At 64.6% G+C, this 15,286-nt stretch carries 13 protein-coding genes; 6 read left to right on the forward strand and 7 right to left on the reverse strand.

Annotated features, from left to right (window positions below; genetic code table 11):
• The first annotated feature begins 11 nt into the window (after positions 1–11).
• Both LY632_RS07980 and LY632_RS07985 read left to right on the forward strand, forming a co-directional pair.
• A complete protein-coding gene (locus LY632_RS07980; RefSeq protein WP_234090616.1) occupies positions 12–1,910 on the forward strand; it encodes an XrtA/PEP-CTERM system amidotransferase in 1,899 nt (632 codons plus the stop codon).
• 134 nt (positions 1,911–2,044) lie between these two features.
• Entirely contained in the window at positions 2,045–3,004 is a 960-nt protein-coding gene (locus LY632_RS07985) for a crotonase/enoyl-CoA hydratase family protein (protein ID WP_234090617.1), read from the forward strand.
• A 2-nt stretch (positions 3,005–3,006) separates the two neighbouring features.
• Here LY632_RS07985 and zapE read toward each other — a convergent pair whose 3' ends face one another.
• Genes zapE through LY632_RS08000 form a run of 3 tightly spaced genes read right to left on the reverse strand, consistent with a single transcriptional unit; the run spans position 3,007 to position 5,421 of the window.
• Positions 3,007–4,134, reverse strand: coding sequence for a cell division protein ZapE (gene zapE / locus LY632_RS07990; RefSeq protein ID WP_234090618.1), 1,128 nt, complete (start codon positions 4,132–4,134; stop codon positions 3,007–3,009).
• Positions 4,131–4,622: a PaaI family thioesterase gene (locus tag LY632_RS07995; protein ID WP_234090619.1), complete on the reverse strand. Its 492-nt coding sequence runs from the start codon at positions 4,620–4,622 to the stop codon at positions 4,131–4,133. Before LY632_RS07995 ends, zapE begins: the two co-directional genes overlap by 4 nt.
• 4 nt (positions 4,623–4,626) lie before the next feature.
• Positions 4,627–5,421: a succinate dehydrogenase iron-sulfur subunit gene (locus tag LY632_RS08000; RefSeq protein ID WP_234090620.1), complete on the reverse strand. Its 795-nt coding sequence runs from the start codon at positions 5,419–5,421 to the stop codon at positions 4,627–4,629.
• A gap of 116 nt (positions 5,422–5,537) precedes the next feature.
• Between LY632_RS08000 and LY632_RS08005 the strand changes: the two genes are divergently transcribed.
• Complete coding sequence (locus LY632_RS08005; RefSeq protein WP_234090621.1) at positions 5,538–6,272, forward strand: SDR family NAD(P)-dependent oxidoreductase; 735 nt, start codon at positions 5,538–5,540, stop codon at positions 6,270–6,272.
• Here the strand turns inward: LY632_RS08005 and LY632_RS08010 are convergent.
• Together LY632_RS08010 and LY632_RS08015 are read right to left on the reverse strand one after the other, a co-directional pair.
• On the reverse strand, positions 6,269–7,069 hold the full coding sequence (locus tag LY632_RS08010) for an NTP transferase domain-containing protein (protein ID WP_234090622.1): 801 nt from the start codon (positions 7,067–7,069) through the stop codon (positions 6,269–6,271). The genes LY632_RS08005 and LY632_RS08010 overlap by 4 nt on opposite strands.
• A gap of 4 nt (positions 7,070–7,073) precedes the next feature.
• The gene (locus LY632_RS08015) at positions 7,074–8,078 is read right to left on the reverse strand and encodes a phosphoribosylglycinamide synthetase (protein WP_234090623.1); all 1,005 of its coding nucleotides are present in this window, start codon (positions 8,076–8,078) and stop codon (positions 7,074–7,076) included.
• An 88-nt stretch (positions 8,079–8,166) separates the two neighbouring features.
• Between LY632_RS08015 and LY632_RS08020 the strand changes: the two genes are divergently transcribed.
• Positions 8,167–9,630, forward strand: coding sequence for a hypothetical protein (locus LY632_RS08020; protein WP_234090624.1), 1,464 nt, complete (start codon positions 8,167–8,169; stop codon positions 9,628–9,630).
• Here the strand turns inward: LY632_RS08020 and LY632_RS08025 are convergent.
• Positions 9,627–10,523: a haloalkane dehalogenase gene (locus tag LY632_RS08025; RefSeq protein ID WP_234090625.1), complete on the reverse strand. Its 897-nt coding sequence runs from the start codon at positions 10,521–10,523 to the stop codon at positions 9,627–9,629. The genes LY632_RS08020 and LY632_RS08025 overlap by 4 nt on opposite strands.
• Positions 10,524–10,591: 68 nt before the next feature.
• On the opposite strand from LY632_RS08025, the gene LY632_RS08030 reads away from it, so the two are divergent.
• Positions 10,592–11,227 carry a class I SAM-dependent methyltransferase gene (locus tag LY632_RS08030; RefSeq protein WP_234090626.1) on the forward strand — a complete coding sequence of 212 codons (636 nt, stop codon included), beginning with the start codon at positions 10,592–10,594 and terminating at the stop codon, positions 11,225–11,227.
• Between the two features lie 27 nt (positions 11,228–11,254).
• Here LY632_RS08030 and LY632_RS08035 read toward each other — a convergent pair whose 3' ends face one another.
• Positions 11,255–13,966 (reverse strand): ribonuclease E/G, encoded by a 2,712-nt coding sequence (locus LY632_RS08035; protein ID WP_234090627.1) that lies wholly within the window; start codon positions 13,964–13,966, stop codon positions 11,255–11,257.
• A 446-nt stretch (positions 13,967–14,412) separates the two neighbouring features.
• On the opposite strand from LY632_RS08035, the gene LY632_RS08040 reads away from it, so the two are divergent.
• Positions 14,413–15,282 (forward strand): N-acetylmuramoyl-L-alanine amidase, encoded by an 870-nt coding sequence (locus tag LY632_RS08040; RefSeq protein WP_234093190.1) that lies wholly within the window; start codon positions 14,413–14,415, stop codon positions 15,280–15,282.
• Positions 15,283–15,286 lie beyond the last annotated feature (4 nt).

The following is a 15,286-nucleotide window of genomic DNA, read 5'->3' on the forward strand; positions in this document are numbered from 1 at the left end:
CGGCCCGGCCCATGTGCGGGATCGCCGGTATCTTCCATTGCGGGACGCCCAAGCCGGTCGATCCGCGCCGCGTCGAGCGGATGACCGATGCCTTGCTGCATCGCGGCCCCGATGGCGGCGATGTCTGGACCGAGCACGGGGTGGGGCTGGGCCACCGCCGCCTCTCGATCATCGATATCGCCGGATCGCCGCAGCCGATGCATTCGATCGACGGGCGCTGCGTGCTCGTTTTCAACGGTGAAATCTACAATTACCGCGAGTTGCGCCGCGAACTTAAGGAACTGGGGGCACAGTTCCGCACCGAAGGCGATAGCGAGGCTATACTCGCCGCGTGGCAGCAATGGGGGCCGGCTTGCCTCTCGCGGCTGGACGGGATGTTCGCCTTCGCGATCTATGACCGGGCCGACAGGACGCTGTTCCTCGCCCGTGACCGGTTCGGGGTGAAGCCGCTGTTCATGGTTCATCTGAGCGACGGCAGCCTGGCCTTCGCTTCGGAGCTGAAGGGCCTGCTGGCGCATCCGCTGCTGCGCCGCGAGGTTGATCCGCTGGCGGTCGAGGACTACCTCACCTGGGGCTATGTGCCCGATCACCGATCGATCCTGAAGGGGGTCGAGAAGCTACCCGCCGGGCACTACCGCCTGCTGCGCCATGACCAGCAGCCAGCCCCGCCGGTGCAGTGGTGGGACGTGGATTTCAGCAAGCGCCACAAGGGCAGCACCGCCGACTTGTCGGCGCAATTGCTCCACCTGCTGCGCGAAGGCGTGGAATCGCGCACGGTGGCGGATGTGCCGCTGGGGGCGTTCCTGTCCGGCGGGGTGGACAGCTCCAGCGTGGTCGCGCTGATGGCGGAGGCAAGCCGCGAACCGGTCAACACCTGCTCGATCGGCTTCGATGTCGCGGCGCTCGACGAGACCGGTTACGCCCGCCGCATCGCGCAGCAGTTCGGCACCAACCACCGCGAGCGGATCGTCGATCCCGATGATTTCGGCGCGGTCGACATGCTCGCGGGTATGTTCGACGAACCCTTTGCCGATGGCTCCGCGCTGCCGACCTGGCGGGTGTGCCAGCTCGCGCGCGAGAACGTAACCGTGGCGCTTTCGGGCGACGGGGCGGACGAGGCCTTCGCCGGCTACCGCCGCCAGGTGTTCCATGCACGCGAGGAGCAGGTCCGCGCGATCTTCCCCCGCGCCTTGCGCCAGCCGGTGTTCGGAACGCTGGGCAAGCTGTGGCCCAAGGCCGACTGGGCTCCGCAGGCGTTGCGCGCCAAGTCCACCTTCCAGGCGCTGGGCGCAAGCGGGGAGGAGGGCTATGCCCGAGGGCTGAGCGTCACTCCGCCCGAACTGCGCGCTTTGCTTTACACAGAAGCGATGCAGCGCCAGCTGGGCGATTATCGTGCCGAGCAGCCGCTGATTGCCATGATGCAGGGCGCGCCGGCCCGATCCGGGCTCGACCGGGCGCAATATGCCGATCTCAAGTTCTGGCTGCCGGGCGATATTTTGACCAAGGTCGACCGCACCAGCATGGCGGTCAGCCTCGAAGCCCGCGAACCGCTGCTAGACCACCGGCTGGTCGAGTTTGCCGCCGCTTTGCCCCATTCTGAACGCATCAAGGGGCATCAAGGCAAGTGGCTTTTGAAACACACTATGGAGCGGATGCTGCCGCATGATGTGCTCTATCGGCCCAAACAGGGGTTCGTGACCCCTATCTCGGAATGGCTGCGCGGCCCGTTGCAATCGGAAGCCCTCGGCATTGCTGCCAGCGGTGCGTTGAGCGAGACCGGATGGTTCTCAACTTCGCATCTCAAACATCTGGCACAACAGCATATTTTTGGCCGAAGCGATCATGCACGCCTGCTCTGGCAGCTGATCATGCTGGACCGATCGCTGCGCCACCTCGGTGCTTCTGCCTGATCCGACTGACCCGAAACGGGACTCGTTTCGTCGCCATTTCCGATAAATCGTTTGCATCGGCGACTCCGTATACTTTACATTCTCCGCAGGGACAGGAACTTGCGCTTCGGCGCGGAGAAAGTTTCGGGGGCCGAATGGACCGTGTAGGTACCGAATTCGAGGACAGCGTTACGAGCGCGCACGAGGGGTCGCAATCTCATGCCGCAGCAGAGGGAAGCTATGGCATGGCCGACTTGGCGATGGGGCATCCGGGTATCCCGGCGCATCTGCTCCAGTTGAATGAACTCGATGTCCTCTACCAGCCGGAAACGCAGGCGCTGTGGACCTTTATGCGTCCGGAAGGGCGGCCCAGTTTTACTCCGCCGATGCTGGGTGATTTCGAGGACTGGCAGAGGCTTATCTCGGAAAGCTTCGGTCCGGACCAGGTTCCGCTCAAGTATCTTATCCTCGGCAGCCGGGCCCCGGGCGTGTTCTGCTATGGCGGCGACCTGGCGCTGTTCCGTCAGCTGATCTTCGATCACAATCGCGACGGACTGGTCCGCTATGGCCACCGCTGCTGCCAGATTTTGCACCGCAACATCCACACCCTGCATCTGCCGATCCTGACCATCGGGCTGGTGCAGGGCGCGGCGCTGGGCGGCGGCTTCGAGGCATTGCTTTCGTTCGACTACATCATTGCCGAGCGAAGTGCGACTTTCGGCCTGCCCGAGATCATGTTCGGCCTGTTCCCCGGCATGGGCGCGCATGCCCTGCTCAGCCGCAAGCTCGGCAGCGCGATGGCGGACCGGATCATCACCTCGAACCGCAGCTACACGGCAGAGGAAATGTTCGATCTCGGGATCGTCCACCAGCTGGCCGACGATGGCGAGGGGCTGGAAGCCACTCGCGACTTCATCCGCAGGAACGATCGTCGTCACTCGGGCCTCGTGGCCGCAAGGCGGGCGACGAAGGTTTCCTGGGCGCTCGAGCTGTCCGAATTGACCCGGATTACAGAGATCTGGGCTGACGCAGCGCTGTCGCTCGGCGAACAGGATCTCAAGCTGATGGAGCGACTGGCCTCGGCTCAGCAGCGCGGAGTGCGCAAGGCGGCGTGAGATCAGCCGCCAGTGTCCGAAGCACCATGGCCAAGCGCCATGTATTCTGCACTGCGCATTTCCATCAAGCGGCTTGCCGTCCGTTCAAATTCGAAGCTGCCATCGCCTGACGGATAGAGGGCATCCGGTTCCGCCGCGGCGGTGGCGAACAGCTTGACCCGGTATTCGTAAAGCGTGTCGATCAGGGTCACGAACCGCGCGGCCTCATTGCGGTTTTCCGGCCCCATCACCGGGATGCCGACCAGGATCACGGTGTGATAGGCGCGGGCGATGGCGAGGTAGTCGGGTGCCCCGCGTGCCTCGCCGCACAGCTTCTTGAAACTGAACACACCCACCCCCTTGAGGCTCTTGGGCACATGCAGCTTGCGTCCGCCGCCGACATCGAGCTCCGCGCTTGGCACATTGGCGGCGTTTTCGGGCTTGTAATCGGTGAGGCGGAAGAAGGCTTCACGCACTTTCGCGGTTGCCGCATCGCCAATGGGCGTGTGCCATGTGCCGAGATCACCGATCCGGTCGAGCCGGTAGTCGGTCGGCCCGTTGAGCGGCAGCACGTCGAGCTTGTCCTCGATCAGAGCAATGAAGGGCAGGAAATGCTCGCGGTTGAGCCCGTCCTTGTAGAGATCGTGCGGTGGCCGGTTGCTGGTCGTGACGACGGTCACGCCGTGGTCCAGCATCAGCGCGCGGAACAACCGGCCCATGATCGCGGCGTCGGGCGAGTTGTTGACCACCATTTCGTCGAAGGCGAGACAGCGGACATCGGCGGCGATCTGCGCCGCCACCGGCGGGATCGGGTCGCCGCTCTCGCTCTTGCGCGCCTCGTGCAAACGGGCGTGGACTTCCTGCATGAAGGCATGGAAATGCACCCGCCGCTTGCGCGATATGTCAAGCGTCGTATGGAACAGGTCCATCAGCATCGATTTGCCGCGCCCGACGCCGCCCCACATGTAAACGCCGCGCACGGCCTCGGGCTTGCCTTTCAGCGCTCGCCACAGGATCGAGCCGCGCTTGGGTGTGGCTTCCAGTTCCTGTTGTAGCCGATCGAGCCGTTCGGCGACCGCTGCCTGATCGGGATCGGCGCGCAATTCGCCAGCCTCGACCAGTTGGCGATAGCGCTGGAGCAGGCCGCTCACCCTTCGGTCGGTCCCGACTGCAATCCCGGCAAATCACGGTGGGGGAGCTTGCGGATGATGCCCGAATAGCTGGCGACGATATCCTCATCCTGTACCACGATCCCGCGCACAAACACCAGCTTGCCGGTTTCGCGCATGATCTCGGTCACCGCATCGAGCGGCCGCCTGGGATCGCCGCCGCCGACGAACTGGGTGGAAAGCTCCAGCGTTACCGAAGGGCCGGCATTGCCGCTGCCGACCACATGCATGGTGGTGAACAGCGAGATGTCGATCAGCGCCAGCGTCACTGCGCCGTGGATGATGCCCTGCAGGTTCTCGTGCCTGCGCTCCGGGAACATCCGCAGGCGGCACTTGTCATCCTCACGCCGGGTGATGAGCTTGCCCATCACCGCGCCGTTGAACAGCGTGTCATCCTTGAGGTTCCAGTGCCGCCAGCCGGGATTGTCCGGGTCCGGCCCGTGTTCGAAGATCTCGTCGCGCAGGCCCATCGGTTCAGATGGCGCGTTCGGCCATCATCTTCTTGGTTTCGGCAATCGCCTTGGCCGGGCTCAGGCCCTTGGGGCAGACGTTGGCGCAGTTCATGATGGTGTGGCAGCGATAGAGCCGGAACGGATCCTCGAGTTGGTCGAGCCGTTCGCCGGTCATCTCGTCGCGGCTGTCGGCCAGCCAGCGATAGGCCTGGAGCAGGATTGCCGGGCCGAGGAACTTGTCGCTGTTCCACCAATAGCTCGGGCAGGAGGTCGAGCAGCAGGCGCACAGGATGCACTCGTAGAGGCCGTCCAGTTTCTCGCGCTGTTCGGGCGATTGCAGGCGCTCCTTGCCCGACGGGGTGGGGGTGACGGTTTGTAGCCAGGGTCGGATGCTGGCGTACTGGGCGTAGAAGTGGGTGAAATCGGGGACGAGGTCCTTGATCACTTCCATATGCGGCAGCGGGGTGATCCGCACTTCGCCCTGCAGGTCCTCGATCGCCGTGGTGCAGGCGAGGCCATTCTTGCCGTTCATGTTCATCGCGCAGGACCCGCAGATCCCCTCTCGGCACGAACGGCGAAAGGTCAGCGTCGGATCGACGTCGTTCTTGATCTTGAACAGCGCATCGAGGACCATCGGCCCGCAATCGTCGAGGTCGATCTCGAAAGTGTCGTAACGCGGGTTCTCGCCGCTGTCGGGATCGTAGCGGTAGATCTTGAACTTGCGGACCCGGTTCCCGCTCCCTGACTCTTTGGCAACCTTGTGCTCACGGGCCTTGCCCGTGATCTTCGAGTTCTTGGGGAGCGTGAAAGTGGCCATGGGTCTCGACTGTCCTGCGTTCTAGCGTGCCGCCTCTCTAACGAAAATGACCGGCGACACAAGGTAGCCAAAAGGGCGGATTGTGGCCAAATTTGCAAGTGCTATTCGGGCAATCGATGGTCGATCCCATGCAGCAATTCGGAACGGCGGCGGTGTTCGGCGCCAGCGGCGGGATCGGCGCGGCGCTGGTGCGGGCGCTGGCGGCGGCGGATTTCCAGCGTGTCTACGCGGGATCACGCAGCGGAGTGGTACCAGAGGGCGAGGCGATCGTACCCTTCCGCTTCGACTATGACGATCCGGCAAGCCTTTCTGCGGCGGCGGAGACGATGGCAGGCCATCCGCCAGAGTTGGTGATCGTCGCCACAGGGGTGCTCAGCCTGCCCGATGGGCCCGGGCCGGAGCGCAGCTACAAACAGCTCGAGGCCGCGACGATGGAGCGGGTGCTGCGGCTGAACACAATCGGCCCTGCGCTGGTCGCTCGGCACCTGCTGCCGCTGTTCCCGCGCGATCGCCGCTGCGTGTTTGCTGCGCTCTCGGCGCGGGTCGGTTCGATCGGCGACAACCGCATCGGCGGTTGGCACAGCTATCGCGCGTCCAAAGCGGCGCTCAACATGCTGATGAAGAACTTTGCCATCGAGCTCGCTCGAACGCACAAGCAGGCGGTGGCAGTGTCATTGCATCCGGGGACGGTCGATACGGCCCTGTCCGAGCCGTTTCAGGCCAATCTGCCCGACGGCCAGCTGACGCAGGCCGACACGGCTGCGCGAAATCTGCTGACAGTGATCGAGAAACTCACGCCAGCCTGCAGCGGACACCAATTCGACTGGAGGGGCGAGCGGATACCGGACTAATTGTTTCGCACCGGCTTCCGGCTTGGCAGCAGTGCTTCGCACACGGCATAAGTCCGCTCGTTGTCGACATCGATGGCGAGACCGCCATCGGCGAAGAAGGTCGCCTCCATGGTGATGCCGAACCGCTTGCCGACGCGGCGGATCGCCGTGGGGGCGGATACCAGCTTGAGGCCCATCAGCAGGATGTTGAAATAGCCGAAGGCGCGGATCATGCGGTCGCGGTTCTTCTGGAACTGGCCGCCTTCGCGGAACGCCTCGGCTGCGACGAAGGCCTTGCGATTGGCGAGGCCGTAGATGTTGCAATTGGCATAGCCGCCGTCGCGGAACTGGTAGAAATTGCGCTGCCCTTCGCTGTGCGCGGCGCGGACATCGGCTTCGCGGGCGAGTGCCAGCGTGGCATCGACCCGGCTCAGCGCGCTGCGGATTTGCTCGAAACCTTCCGCGCTGAGCAGCACATTGTCCGCCGTGGTGATGATGAAGGGGCCTTCGTCATCGCCCGCTGCCGCTGTCACGCTGTCGACGATCCCGGTATGGGAGTCGACAAAGCGGATCGGCACGCCGCGCTCTGCGAACTGCGGCAGGAGCGCGCTGACTTCGCCCTGTGCCTCGGGCTCGATGGCGATGCGGATATCCGCCAGGTCGGGCTGCGCCGTGACCGTATCGAGCACCCACTCGATCAATGGCCGCCCGCAGATCGGGGCGAGGCACTTGTGCGACACGCCGGCCCGCTCGGCCAGCGGGTTGACGACCCCGGCGCGTTGGGCGGCGAGAATGATGACGATGGCTTTCGCGGTCACAGACTCAGCCCGTCAGCCCGTGGCGGCGCAGGCTCTCGGCCAGGATCGTCTCGATCAGCTGCTCCTGCGTCCACCCGGCCAGCACGGCGGCCTTGCCGAACACCTTCTGCGACCAGAGGTTGCAGTTGAGGTTGAGCTCGAGGAATGTCACCTCGCCTGTCTCTTCGTTGACGCGGAACTCGAAGCGGCCGTAGTCGAACGGGCGATAATCGTCCCACGCCTTGCGAGTGTAGTCCGCGATAACCTCGGTCATCTCGGGGTTCTCGAACGGATCGAGCGAGTATTTCTGGCTCCGGTCGACGAGGTCGCGCTTCTCATAATAGGTCCGCAGGTGCGACGGATCGGCCTGGCGGAAAATCATCATCGGCAGGATCTGCGGCTCGCCATTGACGGTGATGACCGGCACTTCGACGTCGCTGCCGTCGATGAAGGGTTCGACGATGGCATCGTGACCCAGCCCGTGCACCCCGTCGATGGCAGCCTTGACGCTGGCCCAGTCGGTCGCGTCATGCACGCCCCAGCTGGCCGAGCTGTTGTTGGGCTTGACCACGAAGCGCTTTCCTTCCGGGCATTTGGCCGGGTCGATGGGGGCACCCCGGCGATAGATTGCCCAGGGTGCGGTCGGCACCGCGGCATCGCGTACCGAACGCTTGGCCAGATGCTTGTCATCCGACAGGCCGCGCACGATCGGGCTGGCCCCGAGATAGGCGATCCCGGCCCGCTCGCACAGCAGCGGGCACAGCATTTCCGAGTTGAAGAAGCCGGCCCGGTTGAGCAGCGGGAAGACGAAATCGACATCTGGCTTGTCCCACAGGATGTCGAAATTGTCCGAGATAGTGAGGTTGAGCCCGAGCCCGGTCAGCACCTGCGACATTTCGCGGTGATAGAAGGCATGGTTGCCGTCTTCCGGGCTACCGGTGCCGTCCCACAGCGCGTTCTTGGCGAGGAACAACACGCGCAGTCGCTCCTTGGCGGCGGGATCGATGGTGAGGGGGGTAAGCTGTGACAATTGCGTGGAACCCGCGATATTGGAGTGAAAGCGCCGCATAGGTCTGCTAGGCGGCGCTTCCAAGCCGAATTTGAAAAGCCCGACCGCCGTGACCGCAGATTTCCCCGATATCCTGCCTGCCTATCGCGGCAACCCAGCCGCCGCCGATCTGATTGCCTTGCTCTCTTCCGGAGGGGACGCGCGAATCGTGCTCGACCCTGAAAGCGGGCTCAATCGATACCTTTCCGCGCCCTATCCGCGCCGCACGTTGGCCTTCGCCTCCTCGACCGCCAACGACATATCGGCTGCCGCGTTCGAGCATCTGCTGGCGCGGCAGGCGGCGGGAATGGCAGGTTATGCGGAGCAACTGGAAGGGCTCGGGCGGCGGGTGCTGGCCGCCTATAGCGTGACCAGCGCGGCCAGAGTGGTTTTTGCGCCTTCCGGGACCGATCTCGAGTTCGTGGCGCTGGCGGCGGTGGCCGGGCGCGGCAAGGCCGGCACGCATAATATCCTGCTGGGCGCGGACGAGGTCGGCAGCGGCTGCATCCATTCGGCACAAGGGCATTACTTCGCCAAGGAAACGGCGCTGGGAACGGCAACCGAGGTGGGCGAGCCGGTAGAGGGTCTTGGTCCGGTCTCGCTGGTCGACATCCCCGTCCGCTGCGGCGAGGGCGAGGCGCTGGGCAGTGCGGAAATCGCCGGACAGATCCGGACCGAGTTGGTCATCGCGCGCGGTCAGGGCAGACATGCGTTGTTGCATGTCGTCCACGGCTCCAAGACCGGGCTGATCCTGCCCAAGCTGGCGGAACTCGACGCGCTGATCGCCGAATTCGGTGAGGACATGACGCTGGTGGTCGATGCCTGTCAGGCGCGGATCACCTCGCAGGCGCTGCGCGACTATCTGGACCGCGGGGCGATCGTTTTCATCACCGGGTCGAAATTCATGGGCGGCCCGCCGTTTTCCGGCATGGCGCTGGTGCCGGATAGCATCATCGCGCGCGCCGCGCCGCTCCCGGCCGGTTTCGCGACGATCTTCCGCCGCGCCGAGTGGGGCGAGGGCTGGCAGGGCCGCGAGCAACTGGAAGACAGCGCCAACCCCGGCCTCGCGCTGCGGCTCGAAGCATCGGTGTTCGAGCTGGAGCGGTTCCAGGCGCTGGCCTTCGCCGAAGTAGAGCGGGTGATTCGCGTGTTCCAGCGCGCCATCGGCAGCCAGCTGATCGAGGGGCAGGGCTTCGCCATGGTGCAGCCCTATCCACCCGGCCGCGAAGGGCAGGCGAGCGAGCATCCGCTGGAGATGCAGACGCTGGCCACGCTCGATATCAGCCGCCACCCGCAGGCGCGCACCTTCGATGATGCACAGGCGCTCTATCGCTCGCTCGACAGGCTGGGATTGCGGCTCGGCCAGCCGGTCAAATGCGTCCGTTTGCCGGAAGGCGGCTGGGGCGGAACCTTGCGCGTTGGACTATCGATGCCGCAGGTGACCGAACTGTCGGCGCTCGATGACGGCGCTTTGGAGACGGCTCTGTCGGAACGGATCGGCCGCTTTGCCGAAGCGCTGAAGGTGCCTGCCTAAACCCCCGCCTTGCGCGCCGTATCGAGGATCGCATCGACGAAGCCTTGCGGATCGTCCTCCTGGATGAAGTGATGCCCATGCAGCGTGCGGTGCAGATCGTTGCTGCGCGCACCCGGCACCCGCTCCAGAAACGCCGCATCGCCGCCGCGGGTGATGGGATCCTGGTCCGAAAAGGCGCAGGTGAACGGCCGCTCGAACTGCTCCAGCACTTTCCATGCCTTGCGCTGGTCGGGCACGGCGACATTCTCGCCCAGTGGCACCAGCGAAGGGAAAATGCGCGCCCCGGCCTTGCTGGCGCGGTTGTGGAACGGCGCGTCATAGGCTGCGACTTCGGCGTCGCTCAGTGTGCGGGTGGTGGCGCGCTGCAGGATCTTGCCGATCGGGAAGATCGGGCTGTATTTGGAGAAGGCGCGCCATTTGGCAAAGGCCGGCGGCGGTTCCTGCCCGGCCGGCAGCCCGCCATTGGAGAGGACCACGCCGGCAAACCGTTCGGGCATGGCTGCAACCAGCCGCAGCCCCACCAGCGAGCCCCAGTCCTGGCAGGCAAGGATGACGTTGCGGAGGTCCAGCGCCTCGACCCAGTCGCGCATCCAGGCGACGTGACCGGCATAGCTGTAGTCGGACTTGGCCCCCAGCTTGTCCGACTTGCCGAAACCGATCAGGTCGGGTGCGAGCACGCGATAGCCCGCCTCCACCACCGGCGGAATCATGAAACGGTAGAGATAGCTCCAGCTCGGCTCGCCATGCATCATCAGCACCGGTGACGCATCCGGCGGGCCCTCGTCCACATAGTGGAGCCTTATGCCGCCGGGCAGCGCGTGGTAATGCGGCGCGAAGGGATAGTCCGGCAGACTGGTGAAGCGTTCTTCCGGCGTACGAATGATCTGCGGCATCTGTCCTCTCCCCTTTGCGGGCAATCTCTGCCACACAGTGAGGCAAGGGAGAAGGGGGAGAGATAGCGATGGGCATAGGGGAATGGTGGGACCGGCACGGCGTGCCGCGGGTAATCAAATTCGCTTGCGGGATGCCCGCGATCATGAAGCTGCGCAGCCAGGTGGTGCCGCTCGCCAGCGGCGGAGTGTTCGAGCTCGGCTGCGGCGGCGGGATCAACCAGCAGTTCTACAATGCCGCCGCCATCACCCGATACGCCGGGATCGACCCGGGCGGCAAGTTGCTCGAATACGCCCGCGTCGAAGCGGAGAAGAAGGGATGGCAGGCCGATATCCGTGACGGGATCGGCGAGGCTATTCCCTTCGAAGACAACAGCTTCGACACTGTTGTGTGCACCTATACAATGTGCTCGGTGCAGGATCAGGCGCAGGTCGTGCGCGAGATGCGGCGTATTCTGAAGCCAGGTGGACGACTGCTGTTCCTCGAGCATGGCCGCGCGCCGGATGCCGATGTGGCGCGGTTCCAGGACAGGCTCGAGCCGTGGTGGAAGCCCTTTGCCGGAGGCTGCCACCTGACCCGCCCGGTAACCGAAGCGGTCAGGGCAGGGGGCTTCGCGGTCGAACCGATGGGTGCGCGCTACCTGCCCAAGACTCCCAAGTCGATCGGCTGGAACGAATGGGGCGTAGGGGTCAAGGCAGGAGCCTGATCCCCACGCCCACTTATTCGCCAGCGTTTACTCGCCGAAAGTGCGCTGCCACCAGCCGCCGCGGCGCGGCGCCGCATCGGCTTGTGCAGGAGCTTCTGCCGCAGCCGGGGTTGCTTCTTCAGGTGCAGCCTCGCTGGCAGGTTCCTCTGCGGGGGCTGTTTCCTCGGTCTCGGCCTTCTTGCGGCGGGTCCGCTTGGGCTTGGCCGGAGCTTCCCCGGCTGCTTCAGCTTCGGCCGGAACCCCCTCGGAAGGAGCTTCGACTGCAGCCGCGGCCTCACCCTTCTTCTTGCGCGGAGCCCTGCGCTTGGGCTTTTCTTCGGTAACTTCTTCCGCAGCAGCCGCCTCGGCTTCGGCAGCCGGAGCTTCCTCGGTGGCCGCATCGGACTTCTTGCGGCGACTGCGCTTGGGCTTGGCCGGTTCTTCAGTTTCGGCCGGAGTTTCGGCTAGCTCGGCAGCGGCTGCAATTTCCTCGCCAGCTTCGGATTCGGCGTTGTCGCTATCGCCATTGGCATCGCTCGAACCTTCGGCGTCACCGCGACCGCGCCTGCGGCGGCCACCGCGGCGGCGACGCTTCCTGGGGCGCGCTTCGCCATTGTCGTCGCGAGCGGTTTCGGGCCGGTCCTCGCCATCGTCAGCGTCATCACTGTCCGCGTCATCAGCGCTTTCGTCAGTACGATCGTCACCGCGTTCCTTGTTGCGACCACGTCCGCCCCGACGGCGACGGCGGCGCTTGCCATTGCGGTCGCCATCCTCGCCGTCGCCTTCATGGCTCTGGCTACGGTCGTCTTCGTCCTCGTCCTCGTCCTCGGGCAGGTCGTCATCGTCCTCGATCACGATCGGGTCGAAGCGCGGCGCCTGTGCCGGGCGGGGTCCCGAACTGCCGACGCTCATCTTTGCGCCCTCTTCCTCGCCTTCGGGGATGACCTCGACGGTTACGCCGTAGCGTTGCTCGATTTCCTGCAGGTCGGCGCGCTTGGCGTTGAGCAGGTAGATGGAGGCTTCCATGCTCGCCTTGAGCGTGATGATGGTGCCTTTGCCCTTGGCCGCTTCGTCCTCGATCAGGCGCAGCGCGGAAAGGCCGGCGCTGGAGGCGGTACGAACGAGGCCGGTCCCGTCGCAATGCGGACAGTCGCGGGTGGTCGCTTCGAGCACGCCGGTGCGCAGGCGTTGGCGGCTCATTTCCATCAGGCCGAAGCCCGAGATGCGGCCAACCTGGATCCGCGCCCGGTCGTTCTTGAGCGCATCCTTCATCGCGCGTTCGACTTTGCGGATGTTGGAATTGTATTCCATGTCGATGAAGTCGATCACGACCAGCCCGGCCATATCGCGCAGGCGTAGCTGGCGGGCGATCTCCTTCGCCGCTTCGAGATTGGTCGCGGTGGCGGTCGCTTCGATCCCGTGCTCCTTGGTCGAGCGGCCCGAGTTGATATCGATCGAGACGAGCGCTTCGGTCGGGTTGATGACGAGATAGCCGCCGCTCTTGAGCTGCACCACCGGGTCATACATCGCCCGCAACTGGTCCTCCGCGCCATAGCGCTGGAACAGCGGCATCGGATCGGAATAGGGCTTCACCCGCCGTGCGTGGCTGGGCATCAGAAGCTTCATGAAGTCCTTGGCCGACTTGTAGCCGGCTTCGCCCTCGACGATGACTTCCTCGATTTCCTTGTTGTAGATGTCGCGGATCGCACGCTTGATCAGGTCGCTGTCCGAGTGGATCAGCGCCGGCGCGCTGGACGACAGCGTTTTCTCGCGGATCTCGTCCCACAGGCGGGCGAGATAGTCGAAGTCGCGCTTGATCTCCGGCTTGGTGCGCTGCAGCCCTGCCGTCCGGACGATCAGCCCCATGGTCTTGGGCAGGCTAAGGTCGGACACGATTTCCTTCAGGCGCTTGCGGTCGCCTGCACTCGAAATCTTGCGGCTGATCCCGCCGCCATGCGACGAGTTCGGCATCAGCACGGTGTAGCGGCCGGCGAGGCTGAGATAGGTGGTCAGGGCAGCGCCCTTGTTGCCACGCTCTTCCTTGACGACCTGCACCAGCATCACCTGGCGGCGCTGGATGACATCCTGGATCTTGTAGCGGCGGCGCAGCGCCTGGCGTTTGGCGCGGACTTCGTCGACTTCCTTGGCACGGGCACGCCCTCCCTTGCCACCCTTGCCCTGGCGGCGGCCGCGAGCACCGCGGCGATGACGCGGCTGTTCGCCATCCTCGTCGGAGGACTCGTCCTCACCATCTTCGTCGTCATCCTCGTCGTCGCCATCATCGTCTTCGAACTGGCCTTCTTCGATGGTGGCGACATCGTCTTTCTCGGACGTGTCGATTTCCTCGAGGCCGTCCTCGGCGAGGTCTTCGACCAGCGCTTCGGCCGACTGGCGGTCCTCGGCGTCGTATTCGTCGCCGGGCATCTCGCCGCGCTCTTCCTCTTCGGCACGCAGGCGGGCTTCTTCCTCGGCCGCTTCGGCCTCCTCGGCCAGTAGCGCTTCGCGGTCGGCCTGGGGGATCTGGTAGTAGTCGGGATGGATTTCGCTGAAGGCGAGGAAGCCATGGCGGTTGCCGCCGAAATCGACGAACGCCGCCTGCAGCGACGGTTCGACCCGCGTTACCTTGGCGAGATAGATGTTGCCCTTGATCTGCTTGTGTTCAGCAGATTCGAAATCGAATTCCTCAATCCGGTTGCCTTTGAGCACCGCCACCCGGGTTTCTTCCTGGTGGCGCGCATCGATTAGCATGCGCGTTGACATTGAATTTTCTCCATGCGCGCCCTGGTGCGGACCACGTCCGGGCCGCTGCGCGCAGATATGTGTGGGAACCGCCCCGGCGTGCGCCATGAGCGGAAGGGTGTGACCGGCCCGGATGCATACTCTGCATCGAAGCACGGGATTCTGTGTCTACGCCAACGAGCCTGCGCTGCTGTTGCGCCTGTCCGGGATGGGCAGCCCCCGTCGCCACGGCGCGGCAAGCGGTAGCTTGCGAGCCGGTATGCGGGGGATGGAGTCTCATCTGGTGTATCAACCTGTCTTCATTGGCCATTCGCTGGAAAGCGAACGGGGCCGAAGCGGGAGCCTGGGTACGCTTCAAGCGACACTATCAGGCAAACCTCCGGTCCCGCACGTGCTAGCATCGCGGGACAACTCGGGCAACTATATTGCGCAGTTAGCTGCGATAGACTTAACACCGCACCCAGATGATGTCGCTACGCGTCCAACTCTGGCTGGTGTTCCTCTTGCCCGTTGCCATCATGGCGGGCCTCTACGCTCTTGGCCTGAGCATACCGGTACCGCATCTGGGCCGCAGCTATGTCATCACCATCGACCTGCCCGATGCCAATCGCAATGTGGATCTGCCGAAGATTTACGGCCCGCAGGACCGTTCGCGGCCACTGGTAATCATCGATCCTGGGCACGGCGGGAAAGATCCGGGGGCGAGCGGGGTCGGGGTCCGGGAAAAGGACCTCGTTCTGGGCCTCGCGCTGGCGCTCAAGGATGCGCTGATAGAACAGGGTGGGGTCCGTGTGGCGTTGACCCGCGAGGATGACCGCTTCCTCGTTCTGCCTGAACGGCCGGAGATTGCACGCCTGCTCGACGCCGATCTGTTCATCTCGATCCATGCCGATTCCGCCGGCGAGATCAGCGGCATCAGCGGGGCAAGCATCTACACGCTGTCTTCCAAGGCTTCGAGCGAGGCGGCCGCGCTGTTCGCCGAGCGCGAGAACAACGCCGACCGCGTCAACGGCGTAGAGATTGCCGGGCAAAGTCACATTGTCAGCTCGATCCTGATCGAATTGGCGCAGCAGCGAGTTCAGGAAGAATCGGCCGAGTTCGCCGGTTTGATTGTCAGGGAAGGGCGCGGAACGCTGGGCTTCCATCCGCAGGCCCGGCGATCGGCCTCACTGGCGGTCCTGCGCGCGCCTGATGTGCCTGCGGTGCTCTACGAGTCGGGATACATCACCAACCCCGCAGACGCCGCTCGTCTTACATCTCTGGAAGGCAGACGCGCCTTCGCCGAGGTAATGGCGCGGGCCATCCGCATCTATTTCGCCCGGCAGACCCGCGAATAACGCG

The organism is Erythrobacter sp. SDW2 (assembly GCF_021431965.1).
GTDB lineage: Bacteria > Pseudomonadota > Alphaproteobacteria > Sphingomonadales > Sphingomonadaceae > Parerythrobacter.

What these genes read in the sequence shown, in the direction of transcription:
- LY632_RS08035 (WP_234090627.1), bottom strand. Translation starts at nt 13,966, where the DNA reads ATGTCAACGCGCATGCTAATCGATGCGCGCCACCAGGAAGAAACCCGG.
- LY632_RS07995 (WP_234090619.1), bottom strand. Translation starts at nt 4,622, where the DNA reads ATGGGCCTGCGCGACGAGATCTTCGAACACGGGCCGGACCCGGACAAT.
- LY632_RS08040 (WP_234093190.1), top strand. Translation starts at nt 14,413, where the DNA reads ATGTCGCTACGCGTCCAACTCTGGCTGGTGTTCCTCTTGCCCGTTGCC.
- LY632_RS08030 (WP_234090626.1), top strand. Translation starts at nt 10,592, where the DNA reads ATGGGCATAGGGGAATGGTGGGACCGGCACGGCGTGCCGCGGGTAATC.
- LY632_RS07985 (WP_234090617.1), top strand. Translation starts at nt 2,045, where the DNA reads ATGGACCGTGTAGGTACCGAATTCGAGGACAGCGTTACGAGCGCGCAC.
- LY632_RS08005 (WP_234090621.1), top strand. Translation starts at nt 5,538, where the DNA reads ATGGTCGATCCCATGCAGCAATTCGGAACGGCGGCGGTGTTCGGCGCC.
- LY632_RS08000 (WP_234090620.1), bottom strand. Translation starts at nt 5,421, where the DNA reads ATGGCCACTTTCACGCTCCCCAAGAACTCGAAGATCACGGGCAAGGCC.
- LY632_RS08025 (WP_234090625.1), bottom strand. Translation starts at nt 10,523, where the DNA reads ATGCCGCAGATCATTCGTACGCCGGAAGAACGCTTCACCAGTCTGCCG.
- LY632_RS07980 (WP_234090616.1), top strand. Translation starts at nt 12, where the DNA reads ATGTGCGGGATCGCCGGTATCTTCCATTGCGGGACGCCCAAGCCGGTC.